The following is a 23,645-nucleotide window of genomic DNA, read 5'->3' on the forward strand; positions in this document are numbered from 1 at the left end:
GTGGTTCGCGGGATATTGATCCCCGCCTCACTACGAAATAAATAAAACAGCAACCCGCTACAGTCAAAGCCTTTGCTGACGGAAGCACCTCCCCAGCGGTAGGGAGTGCCGATCAACTCATGCGCACGCTTCACAACATTATCGATGCGTTTATCGGTATGGGCGGCAAGACTTGAGTCATGACGCATATACCCGGCATTCAAATACTCGGCACGCGCCGTAGAAGCGAATAGATACTCCGAAAAGAAGTAAGTAAAAACAATAACCAATGTAAATTTTGACACCACAGACACCATTAAATGTTTCATGAACCAGATGAAACACAATGGTATTTATAAGAAAGAAGCTAAAAAATAAGACCTGTCTCAGTAATTTTCAGAGCACTCTCAGTCCGACAAACGGAAAGTTTATGCAAGGCAGCGAAAGGGCTTCAAGGAGATAGGTATCTGCCAGGCCCAGCTTCGGGGCTGGGACTGCAGGCGGGACAGCCTGAGAGGCGTTTTTTACAGGCAAAAAAAAACCCGGAAATCCTCACTTGCGTGGGCCTTCCGGATTTTCTAAACCGCCAAAAATGGTGGGTCGTGTGGGATTCGAACCTACGACCAATTGGTTAAAAGCCAACTGCTCTACCAACTGAGCTAACGACCCGCTGTGTGGTGGCGCGTATAATACTGATTTCTAAGGATTATTCAACACCTTATTTGAAATAAATCAGAAATAACGCGTTGGGTCGGCCATTCCGGCCGCCTGGAAGCCTTCTGCACGCAGTCGACAGCTGTCGCATTTCCCACAAGCACGACCGTCATTGTCCGCCTGGTAGCAGGAAACAGTCAGCGAGTAATCAACGCCAAGCCCTACGCCAGCCTTCACGATCTCCGCCTTGCTCAGGTTTTGCAGCGGCGCCAGGATGCGAAAGCCGTTGCCTTCTACGCCGGCTTTTGTCGCCAGGTTGGCCATGCGCTCGAACGACTCGACGAACTCGGGGCGGCAATCCGGGTAGCCGGAGTAATCGACCGCGTTGACGCCAATGAAGATGTCCCGCGCATTCAGTACTTCTGCCCAGCCCAGGGCCAGCGACAGGAAGACGGTGTTGCGCGCGGGTACGTAGGTTACCGGAATGCCTTCACTGGGCGCCTCAGGCACATCGATGGAGCTGTCAGTCAGGGCCGAGCCGCCAATACCGTTGAGGTTCAAGCCGATGACCTTATGCTCGACCACGCCCAGGTCGCGGGCAACACGCGCCGCGGCGTCCAGTTCGGCGCGGTGACGCTGGCCGTAGTCGAAGCTCATGGTGTAGCAGCTGTAGCCTTCGGCGCGGGCCATGGCGACTACCGTGGCGGAATCCAGCCCGCCGGACAGCAGGATCACTGCACGTTTTTGATCAAGGGTTTGTTCAGTCATATCAGCGCCCCGGCTCGTCGTTCCAAAGATATTTGTGCAACTGCAATTGCAAGCGCACCGGCAGGTTGTCCGCGACCACCCAGTCGGCCAGGTCGCGAGCGTTCAGGTCATGGTGGCTTGGCGAAAACAGCACTTCACCGGCACGCCGGTCGAGACCGTACTGGATCAGCTTGGAGCTGGCCCACTCGTAGTCTTCGCGGGAACAGATGACGAACTTGACCTGGTCGTTGGCCGTCAGCAGGTCGATGTTCTCATAGCGATTGCGCTGCACTTCCTTGGAGCCAGGGGTCTTGAGGTCGACCACCCGGCTGACCCGAGGATCGACCGCAGAGATGTCCAGGGCACCGCTGGTTTCCAGCGACACCTCGTAACCGGCGTCACACAGCTGTTTGAGCAATGCAATGGCATTGGGCTGCGCCAAGGGTTCGCCGCCCGTCACACAGACGTAGCGCGGCCGGTAGCCGGCTACCTGCTGGAGGATATCGTCCAGGGTGCGCACGGTTCCGCCGCTAAAGGCGTAGGCGCTGTCACAATATTGGCAACGCAACGGGCAACCGGTTAGGCGCACAAATACTGTGGGCAGGCCGGCCGTTCGCGTTTCACCCTGTAACGAGTAAAAAACTTCGGTGATACGTAATGTGTCTTGCATAGTCGCCACGGGCGTAACAGCTAAACAGGCTGTCCGCCTCCGTCAGGCACTTCAAGGAATCCCGTCAACGCGTGAACCCCAAGAAGCGTGTTTCATAAAAGGGCGTGGATTCTAACGAAAAAACCCGCGACAAGCGCGGGTTTCTTCTAAACGGGAAAGCAACACTTACAAGCGCTGCAAATCTCGCTGGGCCAACTGAGCGGCGGAAGTACCCGGATATTGGGACACCACCTGCTGCAGAATGCCTTTGACCTTGTCGGTATGACCCAGGCGGCGCTCTACATCAGCGAGCTTGTACAGCGAATCAGGCACCTTCGCGTGCTTCGGATAAAGCTGGCTGACCTTGGCAAAAGCCTGGCCTGCACCTTGCAGGTCGCCCTTGGCCAGGTTCACCTCACCCAACCAGTATTGGGCATTGCCCGCGTACTGACTGTTCGGGTAGCGGCCCAGAAATGCGGTGAAAGCCTTGCTGGCCTTGTCGAAGTCCTTGGCCTTGATCAGGTCGAAGGCTGCGTCGTAATACAGCTTTTCCTTCGCAGGATCACTCGGTTCACTGCTGGCTGGCGGGGCAACCGCGGCTCCGGCGGCGCTTGCAGCGCCACCGGCAGAAGAATTATCAGGAGTGGCGGCAGGAGCAACACCGGTTCCTATGCGCCGATCAAGATCCTGGTATCGCTCCAGGCCCTCTTGCTTCAGGCGATTTACTTCATTTTGCAGAACTTCAATGCTGCCTTGCTGCTGCGCCAATTGATCTTGCATACGTTGCAATTGGTTGAACAGCTCGCCCTGTGCCGAGGGAGCGGCCGTAGCCGGTCCCCCAGCATAGGCGCCGTTAGTGCCATAACCTGCTGGCGGATAACTGCTCCCGCTATTGTTATAGCCAGAGTTGCTATCTTCCACAGGAACCGCAGCCCACACCGCAAGCGGTGCCAGGCTGAGAGCCAATACGGTTACGACACGACGGCACGTTCGCATGACGAATTACTTACGCAGTTCGACGCGACGGTTTTGAGCCCAGGACTGCTCGTCATGGCCAGTAGCAACTGGACGCTCTTTACCGTAGGAAACGAGTTCCAGTTGGCCTGGAGCAACACCTTGCAGTACCAGGTAACGCTGGACGGCTTTCGCACGACGCTCGCCCAGTGCCATGTTGTACTCACGGGTACCACGTTCGTCAGTGTTACCTTCCAGAACAACGCGAGCGCCGTTACCTTTCAGGTCCTTCGCGTGAACGTCCAGCGCGCGCATGGCTTCTGGCTTCAGGTCAGAACTGTCGTATTCGAAGTAGAAAGTGGTGATAGCACGCAGAGCAGCTTCTTCGCTCAGGGAGCCGTCAACTGCACCAGTGTTAGCGCCGTAACCAGCATTTGGATCAACAGCTGCGCCTTCGCCGGCATTGTCGCCGCCTTTAGAGGAGCAACCAACGGCTACGGACAGAGCCAGAGCCAGAGCAGCAAACTTACCAAACTTCAGCATTTCCATCGTGAAACTCCTAATGAACCCCAGTGTGTTAAGCAAATCGTGTAGCGCCGCGTCAGTTCAGGTAAGGGGACCAGGACGGTTCTCTGACTTCGCCTTGTGCGGTAGGAAGCGGGAGCCTTACGCGTCCGTTAATGGACACGAGCATCAAGACTCCCCGGCCCTGCTGGCGGGTGGCGTAGATTACCATGGTGCCGTTGGGCGCAACAGTGGCTGACTCATCAAGGTTAGTATCTGTAAGGATTTTTACACTACCGCGCTCCAAATCCTGGGCCGCAACCCGGAAATTAGTGAAGCCAGCCTGACGGTGAATCATCACCAGCGTCTTTTCATCAGCCGAAAGTTTCGGATTGGCGTTGTAGTTGCCAATAAAGGTCACGCGTTCGGCACTACCACCGCTAATGTTGGTTTTGTAGATTTGTGGCTTGCCGCCCCGGTCGGAGGTGAAGTAGATGGTCGAGCCATCCTTGCCCCAGAACGGTTCGGTGTTGATGCCCGGGCCCTTGGTAACGCGGCTGATCTGACGCGAGCCCATATTCATGACATAGATATCAGGGTTGCCATCCTTTGACAGCACGAACGCCAGGCGCGAACCATCCGGCGACCAGGCAGGTGCACCGTTCAGGCCTTCGAAGTTGGTGATCTGTTCACGGCGACCGGTATCGATGTGCTGAACAAAGATCCGTGGACGCCTCTGCTCAAAGGATACATAGGCGATACGCTTGCCATCCGGAGCAAAGCGTGGCGACAGGATCGGCTCACGGGATTGCAACAGGGTCACTGCCCGGGCGCCGTCATAGTCGGAACGCTGCAAGGTGTAGCGAGTATTGTCCACCGAGAAGCGTTCGGCAGTCACATAGAGCAGACGCGTGGAGAAGGCACCCTTGATCCCGGTCAGTTTTTCAAACGACTGGTCGGAGATGTAGTGAGCCATGTCACGCAGTTGATCAACCGTGCCCGACACGCTGCCGGTCAGCACTTGCTGCTCGGTCGCGACGTTGAACAGCGCGTATTGAATCTGCAGGCGACCGCCGGCCGGAACAATGCTGCCCACCATCAGGTACTGGGCGCCCAGGGCTTTCCAGTCACGGAAGATGACTTCGCTGGCCTGGGTCGGCTGGCTGATCATGTTCTGTTTTTCGATCGGTGCGTAATAGCCGGAGTTGCGCAAGTCATCGCTGACGATTTGTGCCATGTCGTCCGGCAGCACGCTACCGCCCTGCCAGCCGAACGGTACTACCGCAATCGGGGTGGCCCGATCGCTACCGCTGGTGACCAGGATGTTCTTTTCATCCGCCGTCGCTATCCCTGCCATACAGCAAATAACGACAAGCATTCCTCGAAGAAGGTTTCTCACAAGGCTAGATCCTCAGGTGTGAATGTCATCTTGAATGAACGATAGGGAGCAAAATCGCCAGGTTTCATTCCCTGCATTTCGGTCAACCGGCCAATGTTCTTGACCGCTGCAACCGCGGAACTGTCGAACGAACCATCGCCACTGGACCTGGCCACGCTGACCGAAGTCACGGTGCCGTCCGGCAACATGCCGATCTGCAGCACTACTGTCATGCCTCTGCGTGCCGAAGGAGGACGTGTCCAGCCCTCTGCCGCCCGTGCGCGAATCAGATCATCGAAACTGCCCGCGACCTCATCACCGCGCTCATCGGCCAAGGCTTGCTGACGCTGCGGCGTATCGGAAAGCAAGTCAGCCAAGGCCTGGGCCTTTTTCTCTTCGGCGGACTTGCGCGCTGCTTCCTGGGCCTTTTTCTTGGAGGCGGCGGCGGCAGCTTTCTTCTTCGCGTCGTCGGCGACTTTCTTCTTCGCCTCATCAGCCTCGGATTTTTTCTTGGCGTCCTGCGCGGCTTTCTTCTTCGCGTCTTCGACTATCTTTTTCTTCGCCTCTTCAGCGGCCTTTTTCTTGGCCTCTTCTTCAGACTTCTTCTTGGCTATATCAGCCAATTGTTTCTCTTCGACCTTTTTGGCTTCGTCGGCTTTCTCGGCTTTCTTGGCTTCATCAGCCTTTTTCGCCTCGTCGGCTTTCTTCGCTTCGTCAGCCTTTTTCGATTCTTCGGCCTTTTGAGCCGCGTCTTCTTTCTTTTGTTCCGCAGCCGCCTTCACCGCTTCCTGCTCGACCTTCTTCTGTTCCATCTGTTCGACTTCAGTCTGGCGCGCAGCCGACTTCTGGGCCTCACCCGCAATCTTCTGATTGGTCTGGGTGGTGGCCTGGCTTTTCGATTTCAGCTGATACAGGGTCGCCTGCACGATCGGCTTGGAGGGCGGCAGTTCCGGGGTCATGGCAAAGCTGACGAACAGCATGCCAAACACCAGGACGTGCAGGGCAATTGCCCAGACGCCAGGCCAGAAGTAGCTTTCCGAGGCGGACGGCTCTCGCTGTTGGTGCATCAGGGCGCCTCGGTGATCAAGCCAACATTACCGACTCCGGCCGTCTGCAGCCCGCCCATGGCACCCATGACGGATCCATAATCGACAGTCTTGTCGCCACGGATGAACACCTGGGTGTGCTTGCCGCCTTCGTTGCCAACACGAATGATCTTGCTCACCGCGTCGGTCATCTGCGGCAAGGTCATGGCCTTGTCCTGCTGCTTCTGGGTGTCGACTTCGCTGCCAAGGTTCCAGTAATAGGTCTTGTCAGCCTTGATCGAAATGGTCAGGACCTGGGTGTTGTTGTCCTGCGGCAAGGCTTCGCTGGAAACCTTGGGCAGATCAACCTTCACGCCCTGATTGAGCATCGGCGCGGTCACCATGAAGATAACCAGCAGCACCAGCATCACATCGATGTAGGGCACTACGTTCATCTCGGCGACCGGCTTGCGCTTTTTGCGAGCTCGAGCGATTAAAGCCATTGGGAATTACCTGCTTATTCTTCGCTGGTGTGCACTTTGCGGTGCAGGATCGCCTGGAATTCATCGGCGAAGGTGTAGTAACGGCTGATCAAGGTTTCGCCACGAGCGGCAAAACGGTTGTAAGCGATGACGGCGGGAATCGCCGCGAACAAGCCGATGGCCGTGGCGATCAAGGCCTCGGCAATACCCGGGGCCACAGTGGCCAGGGTCGCTTGTTGGGCCTGGGCCAGGCCGCGGAAGGAGTTCATGATCCCCCAGACGGTACCGAACAGGCCGATGTAAGGGCTGACGGAGCCGACGGTAGCGAGAAACGGCAGGCTTTGCTCCAGCTTCTCTTCTTCCCGGGAGATGGCGACGCGCATGGCACGTGAGACGCCTTCCATGACCGCTTCCGGATCAACCCCTGGCTGCTGGCGCAGACGGGAGAACTCCTTGAAGCCGGCACGGAAAATCTGCTCGACGCCCGAATCCGGGTCGGGATTGCTGCCGGCCTGGCGATAGAGCTTGGACAAGTCGATACCCGACCAGAAGCGTTCCTCGAAGCTCTCCAGGGCACGTCGACCGGCACGCAGCAGGTTGCTGCGCTGAAAAATCATGACCCAAGAGGTAACCGATGCGGCTACCAGGATCAGCATAACCAGTTGAACCACCACACTGGCATTGCTGACCAGGCTCCACATGGAGGAATGGTCGACGACGGTAGGTTCCACGCTAAATCTCCTGCTCTGAATGTTTACCCGTGCCGCTCACGCCGGCAAAGGCCGCGCGTAGAGTTTCGGGAATGGCCCTGGGTTTCAAATTGTTGGTGCGCACACAGGCCACCAGGAACTGCCCCTCACAGAGCAGCGTTGCATCCGTAGCCCGCCTGACCTGCTGTTTAAAGCGCAGGCTGGCACGGTTCAATTCGGTTATTTGCGCGCTGACCAGCAGTTCATCGTCCAATCGCGCCGGCGCGTAGTAACGGGCCTCGCTGGAATGTACGACAAACAACAGATCCTCCCCTGCAAGCGCGGATTGGGCAAAGCCCAACTCCCGTAGCCGCTCGGTTCGAGCCCGCTCCATGAACTTGAGATAATTGACGTAATACACGATGCCGCCGGCATCGGTGTCCTCGTAATAAACGCGACAGCGATGTACGAACGACTGATCCCCGTTTTGCGCGCGCATACTCTAGTGCTTACTCCTCAGGTTGCCAATCCGGCTGGGCAACTGTTTTTTCATTCTCTGAAACATTTCTAATGAAAGAATGACGACGCCAGCCACTAGGACAGCACAAACGTCGAATAAATCGTCTGGTGAAGCCCTTTTAATCGTCCACTGCATCGAGGAATTCGTCTACTACGGGCATCTCGCCCAATCGTGACGGAATGTTTAACCCAAAGTGCAGATACGCATGGCGAGTGACCACACGACCTCTCGGTGTACGCATGATGTAGCCCTGCTGGATCAGGTACGGCTCCAGCACATCTTCGATGGTATGCCGCTCTTCGCTGATGGCTGCCGCCAGGCTGTCCACACCCACGGGGCCGCCGTCGAACTTCTCGATCATGGTCAAGAGTAGACGTCGGTCCTGATGATCGAAGCCATGTTCATCGACATCCAGCAGGTTCAGCGCCAGATCGGCCACCGCCTTGGTGATATGCCCCTTGGCGCGCACTTGCGCAAAGTCTCGCACCCGACGCAGCAACCGATTGGCAATACGTGGCGTACCACGGGCGCGACGGGCAATTTCAAAGGCGCCCTCTGGCTCCAGCGGCAATCCGAGAATCCCGGCCGAGCGGCTGACGATCGTGGCCAGGTCCGCCGTGTTATAGAACTCTAGACGCTGAACAATGCCGAAACGGTCTCGCAGCGGGTTGGTCAGCATGCCAGCACGAGTGGTGGCGCCAACCAGGGTGAACGGTGGCAGGTCAAGCTTGATCGAGCGCGCCGCCGGCCCTTCGCCAATCATGATGTCCAGCTGGAAATCTTCCATGGCCGGGTACAACACTTCTTCAACGATGGGCGAAAGCCGGTGGATTTCGTCGATAAACAGCACATCGTGAGGCTCAAGGTTGGTCAGTAGCGCCGCCAGGTCACCTGGACGCTCCAGCACCGGGCCTGACGTGCTCTTGATAGACACGCCCATTTCCTGGGCAATGATGTTGGCCAGGGTGGTTTTACCCAGGCCGGGCGGGCCGAAGATCAGCGTATGGTCCAGGGACTCGCTACGCCCGCGCGCCGCCTGGATGAATAACTCCATCTGCTCACGCACGGTGGGCTGGCCGATGTACTCGGCAAGGCTCAGGGGCCGGATGGCCCGGTCCTGGACTTCTTCACGGTCACGGGGGCCAGTGGCCGCAATCAGACGATCAGCTTCAATCACTTAAATCATTCCCTTCAGGGCGCGGCGGATCATATCTTCACTGCTCAGGTTCTTGTCCTTGATCGCCGACACCGCCTTGCTCGCTTCCTGAGGCTTGTAGCCCAGGGAAATCAATGCACTGACAGCATCGCTTTCGGCACTGGCCACCTGGGACGCCGGCGCATCCGGCTGGTTGGGCACCAGGGCAAACATGTTCGGCACGACTTCCCATGCCTTGAAACGATCCTTGAGTTCCACCAGCAAACGCTCGGCGGTCTTCTTGCCGACACCCGGCACCTTGGTCAAGGCCGATGTATCCTGGGCCGACACACAGCGCACCAGTTCGTCGACTTCCAGGCTCGACATCAAGGCCAGTGCCAACTTCGGCCCTACGCCGTTGAGACGAATCAGTTCACGAAAGAAATCACGATCACGCTTGCCGATGAAACCATAAAGCAATTGTGCGTCCTCGCGCACCACCAGATGGGTGTGCAAGGTCAGGGGCTCGCCGACCGATGGCAGGCGGTAGAGGGTGGTCATGGGCACTTCCAGCTCATACCCCAGCCCGTTCACATCCAGAATCAGGTGCGGCGGCTGTTTCTCAGCCAAGGTGCCGCGCAAACGTCCAATCACGGTTCAGGTCCTTAAATACTTGAGTCAGATCGCGGCCTGACCGGAAATAGCACGGGCATGATGGCCGACAACACAGGCCTTTCACACGCTGCGCGCAGAATGATTGCGCTGATGCTATCAGAGACGCAGCCGGCCGCCACGACTGCGTGCCGCGCCCAACCCGTGAGGCAGCAGGCTGGAGCGTGTATGGGCATGACAAATAGCGATGGCCAGGGCGTCGGAGGCGTCGATTTGTGGCTTGGCGGTGAGCTTGAGCATATGCATGACCATCATCTGCACCTGCTCCTTATTGGCTGCACCGGTGCCCACGACGGCCTGTTTGACCTGGGTGGCGGTGTATTCGGCGATCTCCAGGGCCTCCTCGGCGCCGGCAACGATAGCAGCGCCACGGGCCTGACCAAGCTTGAGGGCCGAGTCGGCGTTTTTCGCCATAAAGACTTTTTCAATGCCCATGGTCACTGGGCCGTAGGTCTGGATCACTTCTCGCACGCCGCGATAGACGATCTGCAAGCGCTCGGCCAACTCGCCGGAGCCGGTGCGGATACAGCCCGAGGCCACGTAGATACAGCCGCGCGGGGTATGCTGGACGACGCCAAAGCCGGTGATGCGCGAACCGGGATCAATACCTAGGATTAAAGTCATAACGCCTGCGGTTTTATAGAAATGAGGCGTCAGCAGCGACACCAATCCACTGTAGGAGCGAGCTTGCTCGCGAAAGTCGCCAACGATAACGCAGGAATTCTGACACCTCGCGTCGTTCTCAAGTTTTTCGCGAGCAAGCTCGCTCCTACAGTGGACGCGGGGGTTCAGCCAAGTTGTGCTGCCACGTCTTCCGGGATATCAGCATTGGAATAGACGTTCTGCACATCATCCAGGTCTTCGAGCATATCCAGCAACTTGAGTACCTTCTGTGCACCGTCCAGGTCCAACTCGGCACTGGTGGTCGGCAACATGACGATTTCCGCGTCGGTGCCTTTGAAGTCAGCGGCTTCCAGGGCGTTACGCACGGAATAGAACCCGGCAAACGAGGTAAACACGTCGATGGAGCCATCTTCATTGGTCACCACATCGTCAGCATCCGCCTCCATTGCAGCTTCCATCAGGGTATCTTCGTCAACGCCCGGCGCGAAGGATATCTGGCCCTTGCGTTCGAACAGGTAAGCCACCGAGCCATCAGTGCCCAGGTTGCCACCGCACTTGCTGAACGCATGGCGCACCGCCGCAGCGGTACGGTTACGGTTGTCGGTCATGCACTCGACCATCACCGCCACGCCGCCCGGGCCGTAGCCTTCATAGCTCAACTCGACCATATCGTCGGTGTCAGCGGCGCCAGCACCACGAGCAACCGCGCGGTCGATGATGTCACGGCTCATGTTCGCGCCGAGGGCCTTGTCCAGCGCCAAACGCAAGCGTGGGTTGGAACCTGGATCACCACCACCCTGGCGGGCAGCAACCGTCAGCTCGCGAATCCACTTGGTGAATATCTTGCCTTTCTTGGCATCCTGACGCTCTTTGCGGTGCTTGATGTTCGCCCACTTGGAATGGCCAGCCATAACACAACTCCGAAATTCTTTAGAAACCTTAACCATCCCGCCCCAGGCAGGACATCTCTCTTTAAACGCAAAGGCGCATCCGAAGATGCGCCTTTTTGACTGCGTAAAACCTTATCGCGCTTTCACGCAGCAGCCTTACTCAGCCTTTGGCGCTTCACGCAGGCGAATATGCAATTCGCGCAGCGCCTTGGCATCCACCACGCCCGGAGCCTGCGTCATCACGTCGGCAGCACTCTGGGTTTTCGGGAAGGCAATCACTTCACGGATCGACTGGGCGCCGGTCATCAGCATCACCAGGCGGTCAAGGCCGAAGGCCAGGCCACCGTGGGGTGGTGCGCCGTATTTCAGGGCGTCGAGCAGGAAGCCGAACTTCTCTTCCTGTTCCGCTTCGTTGATACCCAACAGGCGGAAGACCGACTGTTGCATTTCCTTGCGGTGGATACGGATCGAACCGCCACCCAGCTCGGTACCGTTCAGCACCATGTCGTAGGCCCGGGACAGAGCGCCAGCCGGGTTGGCTTCCAGCTCTTGCGGGGTGCACTTCGGCGCGGTGAACGGGTGGTGCAAGGCGGAGAAACTGCCGTCATCGTTTTCTTCAAACATCGGGAAGTCGACGACCCACATTGGTGCCCACTTGCAGGTCAGCAGGTCCAGGTCGTTACCGACCTTGATCCGCAGCGCGCCCAGGGCTTCGCTGACGATCTTCGACTTGTCGGCACCGAAGAACACGATGTCGCCGTCGACCGCGCCAACACGATCAAGAATTACGTTGAGATTGGCTTCAGGGATGTTCTTGACGATCGGCGACTGCAGACCTTCAACACCCTTGGCGCGTTCGTTGACCTTGATGTACGCCAGGCCCTTGGCACCGTAGATACCGACGAACTTGGTGTAGTCGTCGATCTGCTTGCGCGGCATGCTCGCCGCGCCTGGAACGCGCAAGGCGGCGATGCGGCATTTCGGGTCGTTGGCCGGGCCGCTGAACACCTTGAAATCGACGTCTTTAAGCTGATCGGCAACGTCCACCAGCTCCAGCGGGTTACGCAGGTCCGGCTTGTCGGAACCGTAGCGACGCATGGCTTCTTCAAACGTCATGTGCGGGAATTCGCCGAACTCCAGGTCCAGCACTTCCTTGAACAGGTTGCGGATCATTTCTTCGGTGAGGCCCATGATCTCTTTTTCATCGAGGAAACTGGTCTCGATGTCGATCTGGGTGAATTCCGGCTGGCGGTCGGCGCGCAGGTCTTCGTCACGGAAGCACTTGGCGATCTGGTAGTAACGGTCGAAGCCGGCCACCATCAGCAGTTGCTTGAACAACTGCGGCGATTGCGGCAAGGCAAAGAAGCTACCGGCGTGGGTACGGCTAGGCACCAGGTAGTCGCGTGCGCCTTCCGGGGTGGCCCGGGTCAGGATCGGCGTCTCGACGTCAAGGAAGCCGTTCTCGTCAAGGAAACGACGGATGCTGGTGGTCATGCGCGAGCGCAGGCGCAGCTTCTCGGCCATTTCCGGACGACGCAGGTCAAGGAAGCGGTAGCGCAGGCGGGTTTCTTCGCCAACGTCGGAGAATTCGTTCAGCGGGAACGGCGGGGTTTCCGACTCGTTCAGCACTTCGAGCTCGTAGCCCAACACCTCGATCATGCCCGACGCCATGTTGGCGTTGGTGGCACCGGCCGGACGCAGGCGAACCTTGCCGGTGATCTTCACGACGTATTCGCTGCGCACGCGATCGGCGGCGGCGAAGCTCTCGGCGCGGTCCGGATCGAACACCACCTGGGCCAGACCATCACGATCACGGATATCGAGGAAGATTACCCCGCCGTGGTCGCGGCGACGGTGAACCCATCCGCAAAGGGTGATTTCCTGACCTTCCAGGGTCTCGTTCAGTTGGCCGCAATAATGGCTGCGCATCATGGTAGTGGTTTCACTTCTCGTAATTCGAAATTCGGTGGAGGTCTTGCCTGGGTCACCGCACCTTGCTCAGGTGTCGGATAATGCAAGAGCTCACGCATAGAGTTCAACTCAGCCTGCTTTGTCGCCGCCGGCCAGATTCTTCTTCGAGCCGGTCTTGAAGTCCGTCTCGTACCAGCCTGTTCCACTCAAGCGAAAACCCGGCATGGACAGCATTTTTTTCAGCTCGGGCGCCTGGCAGGCGGGGCAATCAACCAGCGGCGCGGCGCTGATCTTTTGAATGGCTTCCAACTGATGACCGCAGGAAGCACATTGATAATCGTACATGGGCATGGGATGTCTCGGCGATCAGATCACTACTGCGCCACGCCGGCCCCTTGATAGAGAGTACCTTGGAGAAAAGCTCCGGCGACAGCAAAGAGCGGGATTATATAGGGTAAATCGAGGCTGTGCAGCCGTAGCGGCTCGCAGCGCCTTATATAGACCCGGATGATGCCGGATTTGCCCCCCGATACCTGACCCCGGCCAGGGCCAGGCATCGGGCAGCCAAGTCAGCCCCGGGTATCGCGCCCCTTCAGGGCATGGACAACACACACCACCCGAACAAGCCCACTGAAGTTCTTCACACCGCCATAACGCAAATGCACTTCCCGGTCCACGTAAGACAGTAGTGCGCTGACGGAGCAATTATTGATCCTGGCTATTTCCGTGAGGATATTCCAATAGACCTCTTCCAGTCGCAAGCACGTCGAAAAACCATTAAGCCTGACGGATCGAGACAATGGCTTCGCCAGTTGCATATCGAACCCTTTGACAAAGGGATCAATTTTTATCTTATGAAAACCGGAAGTTTCCATTACCCCATTACCCATTCCGCGTGACATACACTTGACACTCCATTGCCAGACAACCACTCAATGAGTTATCTCATTAGCCGCTGGGCCTATAGAACATCAAGTAGACAAGTGCAGCCAGAAGACGTGGAGTTGATCGTCGTAGGACAAGCCAACGCAGGCATCAGGAAGGCCGAGAGGGGGCAGCCAAGCGGGCGAGCGGCGTCAGGGCAACGCCACTCGCTGGCGTCGACTATTGAGGGTCGAGCAGGGAACGCAGCATCCACGCAGTTTTCTCATGAACTTGCATACGCTGGGTCAACAAGTCGGCAGTCGGCTCATCACTGACTTTATCCAGTAAAGGGAAGATCCCCCGAGCAGTTCTAGTCACCGCCTCCTGGCCCTGGACCAGTTGCTTGATCATATCTTGCGCACTGGGCACGCCTTCTTCTTCCTTGATGGAGGAAAGACGCGCATACACCGAATAAGCACCGGGTGCCGGAAAGCCCAGTGCGCGAATACGTTCGGCAATTGAATCAACCGCCAGCGCCAACTCGTTATATTGCTCCTCAAACATCAAGTGCAGTGTGCGAAACATGGGGCCCGTGACATTCCAATGGAAGTTGTGGGTCTTTAGATAAAGTACATAGGTATCGGAAAGCAGTCGAGAAAGCCCATCGACGATTGATTTACGATCTTCTTCACTGATACCAATATCGATTGCCATGTTTATCCCCTTCAGTTGATAGACATTCATTGATCAGGCGCAGAACCACTCTAGCAAGAGTAGCGGCCTTGTGCAGCCCGCATCCCGCTCATGGTATGCGGCAAATCGTCCTTTGCTGGACGAACACGAAGGCACGCAAGGCTTTTGAGTGCCACCAAAAAAATGTGCGATGCCCAAAAGCCCCTTGACCTGTCTAGGACAAGTGTTTGCCACAGAAATACCGTGAACCTCGCAACAGCCTGAAACGCTTGATTTGAGTAGGCACAGGCTTTGCTGTTAAATAGGCAGCGTGTCGCTGCCGTTATTTTCCGTGGCAAGCAGCATAGGCTGATCTCCGTGCACGTGCCCAACGCCTCCCATTGTTCAGAAGCGAACCGTGCCAGTCAGCTCTTCCTTGTGATCCGTCTTAACGCGAGCTAATCAAAATGTTGAAAATCGTCCACCTGCTAACGGGCGCTGCAGCTTTGCTGCTGTCCTTTATTCCCAGCCTGCAACCAGAAGCCCTGCCCTACCTGCAGCAACCTGACGCTCTCTACCTGGCCTTCTTTGGTCTTCTTAACCTGACACTGGCTCCAGTCATCCCTTACTGGAACAAGGGCCCGCGTCATCAACTGCAAAACCTGGTCAGCGCCTTGCTGGTACTGGCTGTTGTCGTGCAAACCCTCACCCTGCTGGCACCCATGCCTGAAGTGGGTGGCCACCCGGCCGTCCTGCTCAGCCTGGTTATCGCCCTGATCGCCATCGTTCTTCACTTGGTCATCAGCTTCTACCGCTCCTCGCCGGCCGCTGCATCGCAAAACTATGACATGACCAACCGGGATACCGGGACCGTCAAGTGGTTCAACACCTCCAAAGGCTTCGGCTTTATTTCACGGGATTCGGGCGACGATATCTTCGTCCACTTCCGGGCTATCCGCGGCGAAGGTCATCGCGTCCTGGTGGAAGGCCAACGCGTGGAGTTCTCCGTGATGAACCGTGACAAAGGCCTGCAAGCTGAAGACGTGATCGCCGCCTTACCGCGTCGCTGATTTCGGCCCCAAAAAAGAAACCGCGATGCAGCCAACACTGCATCGCGGTTTTTTATTGCCCACCCTTAGACCAAGGGCAATCAATAATGAGGCGGAGGCGCCTCTTCTTCGGACGATTCGAACTGGCCACCCATTTCTTCCTGGCGCTTGAGCAACGCAGTCATTTGTAGTTGCAGGCGTTCGACCGCCCGTTGCTGGGCGACCAGAATGTCATTCAAGGTTTCAATGGTGTCGTCCTGGAAAGCCAGGCGGCTTTCCAGGTCTGTCACACGTTCTTGCAGGTCCATGGCTCAGTCCTGGGCAAAGATGAAGTCGGCAGGCAATAGCCCACGCAAACGTTTACGAATCGCCGCTACCTGTTCTTCAGTATAAGGCTGCGCCGGATGCTTGCCCCAGACTGGAGCAGGCCAAGCCGCATCATCCCGTTTGCGCACGATCACGTGCACATGCAATTGGCTGACAACATTGCCCAAGGCACCGATATTCATTTTATCGGCAGCAAACCCTTCATTAAGCAACTGTGCCAAGGCAGTGCTTTCCTGCCATAAACGCTGCTGGTCAGCGACATCCAGTTGAAACACTTCGCTGATATCTTCCAGGCGCGGCACCAGGATAAACCAGGGGTAATTCGAGTCATTGGACAGCAGCAGCCGGCTCAGCGGGAAATCCCCGATGGGCAGTGTGTCTTGTTGAAGACGTGGATCTAAAGCGAACACCGCAGTCACTCCGTTCGGCTGGACAGGTTTCAAACCCCCAGCATACCTGCGAATAGACCGTGCTTCACGATGAATGCAGGCGCTCTGAATTCGTGCACCAAAATGATTCGTTTATGCCCCACTTCCTGCAAGGCCCACCCGCCGACTACTCACTGAATGGGGTGAACGGGTAACGTTTTACCCGGGTTCGAGATTCATTGGCCACCGAACAGCAGCAGAACACGGCCGTCAAGAGCAAACCCAACGGCTTGAAAAGCCCGTGCCTATGCGGTTTTTGCATTACCTGGCGGCTTTTCACGAAAAAATGACATTCAGTTACCGGTTTGAGCACGCTTGTTGCATTCACACCCACATCGTCGGCAACGCCACCTGATCGGACACAGGTGTTTCACGACCGAAAACAACAGTGATTCAGTGCTTATCAAGGAAGCGTTCAAACACCGGGCAGAGTACTTTTTGTGCATGCCCAGGGTTTGAAAAGCAGTATTGGAGTTGTCAGTCCGGTTACAAACGGACTGTGGATTTGCGACATGGACCCAGCAATTTACGACAGGCCCGTAAAGAAGTTGAAAGGATAGACAGGCGTGTATCGCCAATAATGTCAGCGTGAGATAAGTTTGCGCCGACACAAAAAGAAAGAGCCGCCCAGATAAAAATACAGGTGGGACGGCAGTACTCTTCCTAAACCAAAGGAGCAAATCACGATGCGCGTGATGAAGTGGAGCATGATCGCCCTGGCTGTTTCAGCAGGCACCTCGCAGTTCGCAATGGCGTCCGCCCAGGACGATTCCAAGGGCTTTGTTGAAGACAGCACTTTCAGCATCAATACTCGCGCCCTGTATTTCAGCCGCGACTTCCGTAACAACCCGTCGGGCCCTGGCTCGCAAAGCCGTGCCGAAGAATCCGGCCTGGGCTTCAACGCCCTGTATGAGTCGGGCTTCACCCAAGGCACCATCGGTGTCGGTGTGGATGTGATCGGCCTGCTGGGCGTCAAGCTCGACAGCGGCAAGGGTCGCGCCGGTACCGGCCTGTTCCCGACCGGCTCTGACGGCCGTTCGCAGGATGACTACTCCAAAGGCGGCGGCGCTATCAAGTTCCGTCTTTCCAATACCGTGCTGAAAGTCGGTGACCAGTACACCACTGCGCCTGTATTCGCTTCCGATGACAGCCGTTTGCTGCCTGAGCTGCCACAGGGCATCTCGATCACCAGTAACGAGATCAAGGGCCTGAAGCTGGAAGGCGGTCACTTCACCGCAAGCCGTTCACAAAGCCAGACTTACCATGACAGCCTGGGCCTGACGAAGACCGATTTTATCGGTGGCGTCTACGCATTTACCCCGGAATTCACCGGTAGCCTGTACTACGCGAAGACTGAAGATTACTTCCGTAAATATTACAGCAACCTCAACTGGACCCACGCACTGAGCGACGACCAGGCCCTTGCCTTCGACTTCAACATCTACGACACCAAGAGCGAAGGCCAAGGCCTGCAACGCGCCTACAACGACGGCACCACCGAACTCGACAACCGTGCCTTCAGCTTGCAAGGCGCCTACACCATCGGGGCTCACACCTTCACCCTGGCCGCTCAAAAGGTTACCGGTGACGGTGATTACGGCTACGGCGTAGACGGTGGCGGCACTGTGTTCCTGGCCAACTCCGTCGCCCGTTCCGACTTCAACGCCGAAGGCGAGAAGTCCTTCCAGGCTCGCTACGACATCAACATGGCCTCCTTCGGTGTACCTGGCCTGAGCTTCATGACTCGCTACATCACCGGTAGCGGCGCCAACACCGCCACCACCTCGAATGGCAAAGAGTGGGAACGTGACATCGAAGCCAAGTACGTGATTCAGAACGGCCCAGCGAAAGACCTGAGCCTGCGTCTGCGTCAAGCCACCTACCGTTCCGGTGATGGCGTGTACTACGGTTCGCCATCGATTGACGAGCTGCGCTTGATCGCGCAATACCCGCTGAACATCTTGTAATTGGCAGTTTGATTACACTGATGACCTAGAGCCCCGGCTCTAAATAAAAAGCCGCTCAACTTGTTCGCAAGTGAGCGGCTTTTTTATTGCAGGGTTATTTCACAAGTAACTAGCAAGCTAACCAACTAGATTGACTCAAGAGCCGAATTTGACCCGTTCAAATCGACTATTCGCCATTACTTGTCAGAAGCTTCCTGCATGACGCGTATAATCCGTTGCGGAAACGGAATATCAATCCCGGCCGCTTTCAAGCGATCGCGAGACAGCTCATTAAACAGGAACAGTACATCCCAATAATCCGCAGTCTTGGTCCAGACCCGCAGGGAAACAGTAATCGAGCTATCACCCAGGGTCGAAACCACTGCCACTGGTTCCGGGTCAATCAATACCCGGGGATCCTTGGCCAACTCCAGCAACACCTCACGGGCCTTCTGCAGATCGGCTTCATAATCCACACCCACGTCAAACACCACCTTACGGGTCGGTTGGCGATTGGTATTGGTGATAATGCCATTGGACAGAATGCCGTTGGGCACGATGACGGTCTTGTTGTCGCCAGTACGAATCACCGTGTGAAAGATCTGGATACTGTCGACGGTACCCGCCGTACCCTGGGCTTCGATCCAGTCACCGATGCGAAACGGACGGAACAGCAGGATCAGCACACCACCGGCAAAGTTGGCCAGGCTGCCTTGCAACGCCAGGCCGATGGCCAGGGTTGCCGCACCAATGGCCGCCACGAACGAGGTGGTCTCGACGCCGATCATCGAAGCCACACTGACGACCAGCATGATCTTCAGGACAACATTGGCCAGGGTGGTGACAAAGTTCCGCAACGCCAGGTCAGCATTACGCATGGCCAGCAGACGGCCCACCTTGTGGGTCAGTTTGTTGATCAACCACCAGCCAATGGCCAGGGTGATCATGGCCAGCAATACCCGGCTTCCGTATTCCATGATCATCGGGACCCAGGCCTGGGAAGCCGTGATCAAGTGATCCACTTCAGCATTCAAGTCCATCTAGATTCTCCTGTTTAGCGGATGAGCGGCTCAATAATGCCCACATAACAATCGAGCCCCGTAGGGCTCAATCGTTTCTGCAGGTTCTGGGGCGTGGGACGCCGAAAATACCTACGGGTTCCCCAACGCCTGGATCAATCGCGGAAATTGTTGAACTGCAGCGGCATGTCGAACGTCTTGGCGCGCAAGGCGGCAATGGCTTCCTGCAGGTCATCACGCTTCTTGCCGGTGATGCGCACCTGCTCGCCCTGGATAGCGGCCTGAACCTTGAGCTTGGCATCCTTGACGTGGGCGACGATCTTCTTGGCCAACTCCTTATCGATACCTTCCTTGAGAACGGCTTCCTGCTTCATCAATTTGCCGGAGGCGTAGGCATCCTTGACTTCAAGGCACTGTACGTCAATCTTGCGCTTGACCAGCGCCAGCTTGAGGATCTCGATCATCGCTTCCAACTGGTATTCGGCCTCAGCGGTCAGGTTGACGGCCAGGTCCTTTTCCTTGAATTCGAAGCTGCCCTTGCCTTTCAAGTCATACCGACGGTCCAATTCCTTGACGGCATTTTCGACGGCGTTGGTGACTTCGTGTTTGTCCAGTTCGGATACCACGTCGAACGACGGCATGTAGTTTCTCCAGTAAAAAGGGGCGCGACTCAATGGAGATGGAGCACGCCTGGGGTAAAATGCGCAGCCATTATAACGGTTCTTTTCCTTCCATCACTGCGGGCTTTTTCGGAGCAAAAACCTGATGTCGACCACCTGGTATGTCCTCGGCGCTGGCAGTCTCGGGACTTTGTGGGCCACCCGCCTGGCTCGTGCGGGCCTACCTGTCAGGTTGATCCTGCGTGATCGCGAACGCTTGGCGAGCTATCAGGCCGGGCCTGGGCTGACACTGGTCGAGCAAGGCCATGCCCATACCTACCCGATCATCGGCGAAACGCCTGACAACCCCGAACCGATTCAGCGCTTGTTGGTGGCGTGTAAAGCCTATGACGCCCTGGCCGCTGTCAAACAACTCGCCCCGCGCCTGACACACGACGCCGAACTGATCCTGCTGCAAAACGGTCTGGGCAGCCAGGACGCCGTGGCCGCGCAGTTGCCCCAGGCCCGCTGCATCTTCGCTTCCAGCACCGAAGGCGCCTTTCGCGAGAGTGACTGGCGCGTGGTCTTCGCCGGCCATGGTTATACCTGGCTGGGAGATGCGGGCCAGCCTGCACCGCCGTTTTGGCTGGATGACCTGCAAGCCGCCGGTATCCCCCATGAATGGAGCACTGACATCCTCACCCGGCTGTGGCGCAAACTGGCCCTCAACTGCGCCATCAACCCACTGACAGTGCTGCATCAGTGCCGAAACGGTGAGCTGCAAACCCATCATTGTGAAGTCGCCACCCTGTGCCTTGAGCTGGCTGAACTGCTGGAATACTGCGGCCAACCGGCAGCCGCGCAAGACCTGCAAACCGAAGTGGAGCGCGTCATCCAGGCCACTGCCGCCAATTACTCATCGATGCACCAGGATGTGGCTAACGCACGGCGCACCGAGATCAGCTATCTGCTGGGCTATGCTTGCCGGGCCGCCACTCGCCACCAACTGACCTTGCCTCACCTGCAACAACTGCAGGCGCGCCTGGTGAACTACCTGAACGCACGCGGATTGCCCAGCGACTGAGGCACGCGCTACCCTGCCTGCTTGTTCCTTGCCTGCGAAAATCCCGATGCCACTGCGCCAGCGTCTCGAAAATCTACCGGTCGGGCAGAAACTGCTGGCGGCCCTGCTGGTGCTGCTGACCACCGTGTTGCTGGTGGCCAACCTGACCTTTATCAGCGCCGCCTATTGGATTTCCCAGGAAAGCATGGCTCCCCAAGCCCTGCAGGCCATTGGCCGACTGGTCTCCAACCCGTCCCTGGCCAGCGAGGCGCTGGAATCCCCGGTCAAGGCCGAGAACCTGCTCAACGAGTTGACCAGTTACTCTCCGCTAAGAGCAGGGGCGCTGTATGACGGCGAAGGCAACCGCCTGGCCCAGATGCAACCGGGCGATCGCCTGCACCTGCCAGAGCATTATCGAGATATCGAAGCCTGGCGCATCACCGAGTTTCGCAGCAACCAGCTCATCACCTTGCCCCGTCCCGGCAAACCGTCGGGGCATCTCTTGCTGGTGGCCAGCAGCGAACTGCCGGGAGCGTTCTATACCGGAACCCTCACCGCCAGCCTGGGCATCCTGATTTTCAGTGTATTGCTGTGGCTGGTCATCGCCCAGCAGATCAAGCGCCTGATCACTCGGCCGATCCATCAATTGGAAGAGCTGTCGCGCCAGGTGACCCGGGAGGAGAACTACGCCCTGCGGGCCAGTCGCGGCAACCATGACGAGATCGGCAGCCTGGCAGAAGCCTTCAACACCATGCTCTCGCGCATCGAAGCCCGTGAGCAACAACTCAAACGGGCGCGGGACGACTCCCAGGCAGCTTACTCCCAGGCCCAGGGCCTTGCCGAAGAAACCCGTCATACCAACCGCAAGCTGGAGTTGGAAGTCCAGGTGCGCAGCAAAATCGAGAAGAAACTCACGGGGTTCCAGAACTATCTCAACAGCATCATCGACTCGATGCCTTCGGCGCTGATTGCCCTGGATGAACAGCTGTATGTCACCCAATGGAACCAGGAAGCCAGCGCCCTTTCCGGTACACGCCTGGGCGAAGCACTGAACCAGCCGATCTTCCTCGCCTTCCAGCCCCTCAAACCGTTCCTGCCGCAGCTCAAGACCACGGTGGAACAACACACCGTTCAGCGGATCGAGCGGGTTACCTGGGTCAAGGACGATGAACCCAAGCATTACGCCCTGACCTTCTATCCGTTGATGGGCGGTGCCGGCCGCGGGGTGGTGATCCGTATCGATGACATCACCCAGCGCCTGTCCCTGGAAGAAATGATGGTGCAATCGGAAAAGATGCTTTCAGTGGGCGGCCTGGCGGCCGGCATGGCCCATGAAATCAACAATCCACTGGGGGCGATCCTGCATAACGTGCAGAACATTCGCCGTCGACTGTCCCCGGAACTGCCGAAAAACCTTGAGCATGCCGAACAGGTGGGCATCGAACTGGAAACAGTCAACCGCTATCTGCAAAACCGCGAAGTGCCGCAGTTGCTCGATGGCATCCAGCAAGCCGGGGCGCGGGCGGCGAAGATCGTCACCCATATGCTCAGCTTCAGCCGCCGCAGTAACCGGCAGATGGCGCCCTGCGACTTGCCAGCGTTGATCGACCAGGCGGTGGAGATTGCCAGCAATGACTTCGACCTGACCATCGGCTTCGACTTCAAGGGCCAGGCGATCACTCGCCAGTTCGACCCGCAGTTGGGCCCGGTGCCCGGTACCGCCAACGAACTGGAACAGGTGTTGCTCAACCTGCTGAAAAACGCTGCCCAGGCCATTCACCAGCGTGAAGATGACAATGAGCCGGGACGCATTATCCTGCGCACCCGGCTCAACCCGCCGTGGGCGGAGATCCAGGTGGAAGACAATGGCATTGGCATGAGCGAAAGCGTGCGCAAACGTACCTTCGAACCGTTCTTCACCACCAAGGAAATCGGCCAGGGTACCGGGCTTGGGCTGTCGGTCTCCTACTTCATCATCACCAACAATCACAAGGGCCAGATGGAAGTGCACTCGACCCTCGGCCAGGGCACCTGCTTTACCTTGCGCCTGCCTTTGGCCGGTAACCAACCGCCACCCCACGAACTCACTCTGGAGCGCTGACCATGGGCTTTCGCCTGTCGAAGATATACACCCGTACTGGTGACAAAGGCTCCACCTCCTTGGGCGACGGTCGCCGCGTGCCCAAGGATCATCCGCGCGTGGAGGCTATCGGTGAAGTCGATACCCTGAACAGTCAATTGGGGCTGTTGTTGGCCGGACTGGAAGAACAGAGCGGTCAACACCCGGGATTAAAGGATGTGATTGAGGTACTGACACCCTGCCAACATCGCCTTTTCGACCTGGGTGGCGAATTGGCGATGCCGGTGTACAAGGCGCTCAATGCGGCCGAAGTCGACCGCCTGGAAGCGGCGATTGACCGCTGGAATGAGGAAGTCGGACCGCTGGAAAACTTCATTTTGCCGGGCGGCTCAGCGCTGATTGCCCAGGCTCATGTGTGCCGAAGCCAGGCACGGTGCGCGGAGCGGCGGTGCCAACACTTGAATGCGGTCGAGCCGTTGGAGGGTGTGGGATTGGCGTATATCAACCGTCTATCGGACTTGCTGTTTGTGGCAGCACGGGTGATTGCCCAACGTCAGGGGGTGGCGGAGATTTTGTGGCAGGCAGCGGCCAAGCCACACTGATGATCCGCTTTTATTGAGTGCCTGACCTGGCCCCATCGTGGCATAGGTATCTACACATAACTGCGGGTGGGTTGTGGGGTTAGGTTGGGTACATATCCGTTGCTGCGGTCATGGCGGCTTATGGTTTCGCTTTTACAGCGACTCACTTTGGAAAAGCCCCAAAGTAAGCAAAGGGCTCTTGCC

27 protein-coding genes and 1 tRNA gene are annotated in these 23,645 nt (G+C 57.4%); 5 read left to right on the forward strand and 23 right to left on the reverse strand.

Features of this window, described 5'->3' with window-relative positions:
• From GIR22_RS06065 to GIR22_RS06155, 19 genes are all read right to left on the reverse strand, one after another.
• Positions 1-284: C40 family peptidase (locus tag GIR22_RS06065; protein ID WP_425502931.1), on the reverse strand; the 284-nt coding region annotated here is incomplete at its 3' end.
• 288 nt (positions 285-572) lie between these two features.
• Positions 573-648 (reverse strand) — tRNA-Lys (locus GIR22_RS06070).
• A gap of 63 nt (positions 649-711) precedes the next feature.
• A complete protein-coding gene (gene queC, locus GIR22_RS06075; RefSeq protein WP_154742457.1) occupies positions 712-1,401 on the reverse strand; it encodes a 7-cyano-7-deazaguanine synthase QueC in 690 nt (229 codons plus the stop codon).
• Position 1,402: 1 nt separating this feature from the next.
• On the reverse strand, positions 1,403-2,050 hold the full coding sequence (gene queE / locus GIR22_RS06080; protein ID WP_154742458.1) for a 7-carboxy-7-deazaguanine synthase QueE: 648 nt from the start codon (positions 2,048-2,050) through the stop codon (positions 1,403-1,405).
• Positions 2,051-2,215: 165 nt separating this feature from the next.
• Positions 2,216-3,025 carry a tol-pal system protein YbgF gene (gene ybgF / locus GIR22_RS06085; protein ID WP_154742459.1) on the reverse strand — a complete coding sequence of 270 codons (810 nt, stop codon included), beginning with the start codon at positions 3,023-3,025 and terminating at the stop codon, positions 2,216-2,218.
• Between the two features lie 6 nt (positions 3,026-3,031).
• Positions 3,032-3,532, reverse strand: coding sequence for a peptidoglycan-associated lipoprotein Pal (gene pal, locus GIR22_RS06090; protein ID WP_048727024.1), 501 nt, complete (start codon positions 3,530-3,532; stop codon positions 3,032-3,034).
• Positions 3,533-3,584: 52 nt separating this feature from the next.
• Positions 3,585-4,865: a Tol-Pal system beta propeller repeat protein TolB gene (gene tolB / locus GIR22_RS06095; RefSeq protein ID WP_154742589.1), complete on the reverse strand. Its 1,281-nt coding sequence runs from the start codon at positions 4,863-4,865 to the stop codon at positions 3,585-3,587.
• Between the two features lie 17 nt (positions 4,866-4,882).
• The gene (gene tolA / locus GIR22_RS06100) at positions 4,883-5,932 is read right to left on the reverse strand and encodes a cell envelope integrity protein TolA (RefSeq protein ID WP_154742460.1); all 1,050 of its coding nucleotides are present in this window, start codon (positions 5,930-5,932) and stop codon (positions 4,883-4,885) included.
• A complete protein-coding gene (gene tolR, locus GIR22_RS06105; RefSeq protein WP_178122136.1) occupies positions 5,932-6,384 on the reverse strand; it encodes a protein TolR in 453 nt (150 codons plus the stop codon). The genes tolA and tolR overlap by 1 nt, the downstream gene beginning before the upstream one ends.
• Before the next feature lie 23 nt (positions 6,385-6,407).
• Entirely contained in the window at positions 6,408-7,103 is a 696-nt protein-coding gene (gene tolQ, locus GIR22_RS06110) for a protein TolQ (protein WP_178122116.1), read from the reverse strand.
• Between the two features lies 1 nt (position 7,104).
• Positions 7,105-7,560: a tol-pal system-associated acyl-CoA thioesterase gene (gene ybgC / locus GIR22_RS06115; protein ID WP_154742462.1), complete on the reverse strand. Its 456-nt coding sequence runs from the start codon at positions 7,558-7,560 to the stop codon at positions 7,105-7,107.
• Positions 7,561-7,699: 139 nt separating this feature from the next.
• Positions 7,700-8,758 (reverse strand): Holliday junction branch migration DNA helicase RuvB, encoded by a 1,059-nt coding sequence (ruvB, locus tag GIR22_RS06120; RefSeq protein ID WP_178122117.1) that lies wholly within the window; start codon positions 8,756-8,758, stop codon positions 7,700-7,702.
• On the reverse strand, positions 8,759-9,370 hold the full coding sequence (ruvA, locus tag GIR22_RS06125) for a Holliday junction branch migration protein RuvA (RefSeq protein WP_178122118.1): 612 nt from the start codon (positions 9,368-9,370) through the stop codon (positions 8,759-8,761).
• Positions 9,371-9,487: 117 nt separating this feature from the next.
• Positions 9,488-10,012 carry a crossover junction endodeoxyribonuclease RuvC gene (ruvC, locus tag GIR22_RS06130; RefSeq protein WP_154742463.1) on the reverse strand — a complete coding sequence of 175 codons (525 nt, stop codon included), beginning with the start codon at positions 10,010-10,012 and terminating at the stop codon, positions 9,488-9,490.
• A 164-nt stretch (positions 10,013-10,176) separates the two neighbouring features.
• Positions 10,177-10,923, reverse strand: coding sequence for a YebC/PmpR family DNA-binding transcriptional regulator (locus GIR22_RS06135; protein ID WP_154742464.1), 747 nt, complete (start codon positions 10,921-10,923; stop codon positions 10,177-10,179).
• 135 nt (positions 10,924-11,058) lie between these two features.
• The gene (aspS, locus tag GIR22_RS06140) at positions 11,059-12,834 is read right to left on the reverse strand and encodes an aspartate--tRNA ligase (RefSeq protein WP_154742465.1); all 1,776 of its coding nucleotides are present in this window, start codon (positions 12,832-12,834) and stop codon (positions 11,059-11,061) included.
• A 108-nt stretch (positions 12,835-12,942) separates the two neighbouring features.
• Positions 12,943-13,164 (reverse strand): FmdB family zinc ribbon protein, encoded by a 222-nt coding sequence (locus GIR22_RS06145; RefSeq protein ID WP_154742466.1) that lies wholly within the window; start codon positions 13,162-13,164, stop codon positions 12,943-12,945.
• A gap of 218 nt (positions 13,165-13,382) precedes the next feature.
• Positions 13,383-13,715: a ribbon-helix-helix domain-containing protein gene (locus GIR22_RS06150; RefSeq protein WP_154742467.1), complete on the reverse strand. Its 333-nt coding sequence runs from the start codon at positions 13,713-13,715 to the stop codon at positions 13,383-13,385.
• A gap of 202 nt (positions 13,716-13,917) precedes the next feature.
• Positions 13,918-14,391 carry a Dps family protein gene (locus GIR22_RS06155; RefSeq protein WP_154742468.1) on the reverse strand — a complete coding sequence of 158 codons (474 nt, stop codon included), beginning with the start codon at positions 14,389-14,391 and terminating at the stop codon, positions 13,918-13,920.
• Between the two features lie 425 nt (positions 14,392-14,816).
• Between GIR22_RS06155 and GIR22_RS26595 the strand changes: the two genes are divergently transcribed.
• On the forward strand, positions 14,817-15,419 hold the full coding sequence (locus GIR22_RS26595; RefSeq protein ID WP_154742469.1) for a cold-shock protein: 603 nt from the start codon (positions 14,817-14,819) through the stop codon (positions 15,417-15,419).
• 80 nt (positions 15,420-15,499) lie between these two features.
• Here the strand turns inward: GIR22_RS26595 and GIR22_RS06165 are convergent, their stop codons facing one another.
• A complete protein-coding gene (locus GIR22_RS06165) occupies positions 15,500-15,706 on the reverse strand; it encodes a SlyX family protein (protein WP_003193876.1) in 207 nt (68 codons plus the stop codon).
• Positions 15,707-15,709: 3 nt separating this feature from the next.
• Positions 15,710-16,135, reverse strand: coding sequence for an HIT domain-containing protein (locus GIR22_RS06170; protein WP_178122119.1), 426 nt, complete (start codon positions 16,133-16,135; stop codon positions 15,710-15,712).
• A 704-nt stretch (positions 16,136-16,839) separates the two neighbouring features.
• On the opposite strand from GIR22_RS06170, the gene GIR22_RS06175 reads away from it, so the two are divergent.
• Positions 16,840-18,120 carry an OprD family porin gene (locus GIR22_RS06175; RefSeq protein ID WP_154742471.1) on the forward strand — a complete coding sequence of 427 codons (1,281 nt, stop codon included), beginning with the start codon at positions 16,840-16,842 and terminating at the stop codon, positions 18,118-18,120.
• Between the two features lie 176 nt (positions 18,121-18,296).
• Here GIR22_RS06175 and GIR22_RS06180 read toward each other — a convergent pair whose 3' ends face one another.
• On the reverse strand, positions 18,297-19,139 hold the full coding sequence (locus GIR22_RS06180; RefSeq protein WP_154742472.1) for a mechanosensitive ion channel family protein: 843 nt from the start codon (positions 19,137-19,139) through the stop codon (positions 18,297-18,299).
• Between the two features lie 134 nt (positions 19,140-19,273).
• Positions 19,274-19,759 carry a YajQ family cyclic di-GMP-binding protein gene (locus tag GIR22_RS06185; RefSeq protein ID WP_154742473.1) on the reverse strand — a complete coding sequence of 162 codons (486 nt, stop codon included), beginning with the start codon at positions 19,757-19,759 and terminating at the stop codon, positions 19,274-19,276.
• Between the two features lie 124 nt (positions 19,760-19,883).
• Between GIR22_RS06185 and GIR22_RS06190 the strand changes: the two genes are divergently transcribed.
• The 3 genes from GIR22_RS06190 to GIR22_RS06200 are packed head-to-tail and all read left to right on the forward strand — an operon-like array spanning position 19,884 to position 23,462.
• Positions 19,884-20,801: a putative 2-dehydropantoate 2-reductase gene (locus GIR22_RS06190; RefSeq protein WP_154742474.1), complete on the forward strand. Its 918-nt coding sequence runs from the start codon at positions 19,884-19,886 to the stop codon at positions 20,799-20,801.
• Between the two features lie 46 nt (positions 20,802-20,847).
• A complete protein-coding gene (locus GIR22_RS06195) occupies positions 20,848-22,881 on the forward strand; it encodes a sensor histidine kinase (protein WP_154742475.1) in 2,034 nt (677 codons plus the stop codon).
• Positions 22,882-22,883: 2 nt separating this feature from the next.
• Complete coding sequence (locus GIR22_RS06200; protein WP_154742476.1) at positions 22,884-23,462, forward strand: cob(I)yrinic acid a,c-diamide adenosyltransferase; 579 nt, start codon at positions 22,884-22,886, stop codon at positions 23,460-23,462.
• Positions 23,463-23,645: the final 183 nt, after the last annotated feature.

This window comes from Pseudomonas karstica (assembly GCF_009707515.1).
GTDB lineage: Bacteria > Pseudomonadota > Gammaproteobacteria > Pseudomonadales > Pseudomonadaceae > Aquipseudomonas > Aquipseudomonas karstica.

Excerpts from the sequence above, each read along its gene's own strand:
- GIR22_RS06195 (WP_154742475.1), top strand. The coding sequence starts at position 20,848 with ATGCCACTGCGCCAGCGTCTCGAAAATCTACCGGTCGGGCAGAAACTG.
- ybgF (WP_154742459.1), bottom strand. The coding sequence starts at position 3,025 with ATGCGAACGTGCCGTCGTGTCGTAACCGTATTGGCTCTCAGCCTGGCA.
- GIR22_RS06180 (WP_154742472.1), bottom strand. The coding sequence starts at position 19,139 with ATGGACTTGAATGCTGAAGTGGATCACTTGATCACGGCTTCCCAGGCC.
- GIR22_RS06200 (WP_154742476.1), top strand. The coding sequence starts at position 22,884 with ATGGGCTTTCGCCTGTCGAAGATATACACCCGTACTGGTGACAAAGGC.
- aspS (WP_154742465.1), bottom strand. The coding sequence starts at position 12,834 with ATGATGCGCAGCCATTATTGCGGCCAACTGAACGAGACCCTGGAAGGT.
- tolA (WP_154742460.1), bottom strand. The coding sequence starts at position 5,932 with ATGCACCAACAGCGAGAGCCGTCCGCCTCGGAAAGCTACTTCTGGCCT.
- GIR22_RS06135 (WP_154742464.1), bottom strand. The coding sequence starts at position 10,923 with ATGGCTGGCCATTCCAAGTGGGCGAACATCAAGCACCGCAAAGAGCGT.
- tolB (WP_154742589.1), bottom strand. The coding sequence starts at position 4,865 with ATGCTTGTCGTTATTTGCTGTATGGCAGGGATAGCGACGGCGGATGAA.
- GIR22_RS06185 (WP_154742473.1), bottom strand. The coding sequence starts at position 19,759 with ATGCCGTCGTTCGACGTGGTATCCGAACTGGACAAACACGAAGTCACC.
- queE (WP_154742458.1), bottom strand. The coding sequence starts at position 2,050 with ATGCAAGACACATTACGTATCACCGAAGTTTTTTACTCGTTACAGGGT.
- GIR22_RS06155 (WP_154742468.1), bottom strand. The coding sequence starts at position 14,391 with ATGGCAATCGATATTGGTATCAGTGAAGAAGATCGTAAATCAATCGTC.
- GIR22_RS26595 (WP_154742469.1), top strand. The coding sequence starts at position 14,817 with ATGTTGAAAATCGTCCACCTGCTAACGGGCGCTGCAGCTTTGCTGCTG.
- GIR22_RS06145 (WP_154742466.1), bottom strand. The coding sequence starts at position 13,164 with ATGCCCATGTACGATTATCAATGTGCTTCCTGCGGTCATCAGTTGGAA.
- GIR22_RS06165 (WP_003193876.1), bottom strand. The coding sequence starts at position 15,706 with ATGGACCTGCAAGAACGTGTGACAGACCTGGAAAGCCGCCTGGCTTTC.
- GIR22_RS06190 (WP_154742474.1), top strand. The coding sequence starts at position 19,884 with ATGTCGACCACCTGGTATGTCCTCGGCGCTGGCAGTCTCGGGACTTTG.
- GIR22_RS06175 (WP_154742471.1), top strand. The coding sequence starts at position 16,840 with ATGCGCGTGATGAAGTGGAGCATGATCGCCCTGGCTGTTTCAGCAGGC.
- pal (WP_048727024.1), bottom strand. The coding sequence starts at position 3,532 with ATGGAAATGCTGAAGTTTGGTAAGTTTGCTGCTCTGGCTCTGGCTCTG.
- ruvC (WP_154742463.1), bottom strand. The coding sequence starts at position 10,012 with ATGACTTTAATCCTAGGTATTGATCCCGGTTCGCGCATCACCGGCTTT.
- GIR22_RS06150 (WP_154742467.1), bottom strand. The coding sequence starts at position 13,715 with ATGTCACGCGGAATGGGTAATGGGGTAATGGAAACTTCCGGTTTTCAT.
- ybgC (WP_154742462.1), bottom strand. The coding sequence starts at position 7,560 with ATGCGCGCGCAAAACGGGGATCAGTCGTTCGTACATCGCTGTCGCGTT.
- queC (WP_154742457.1), bottom strand. The coding sequence starts at position 1,401 with ATGACTGAACAAACCCTTGATCAAAAACGTGCAGTGATCCTGCTGTCC.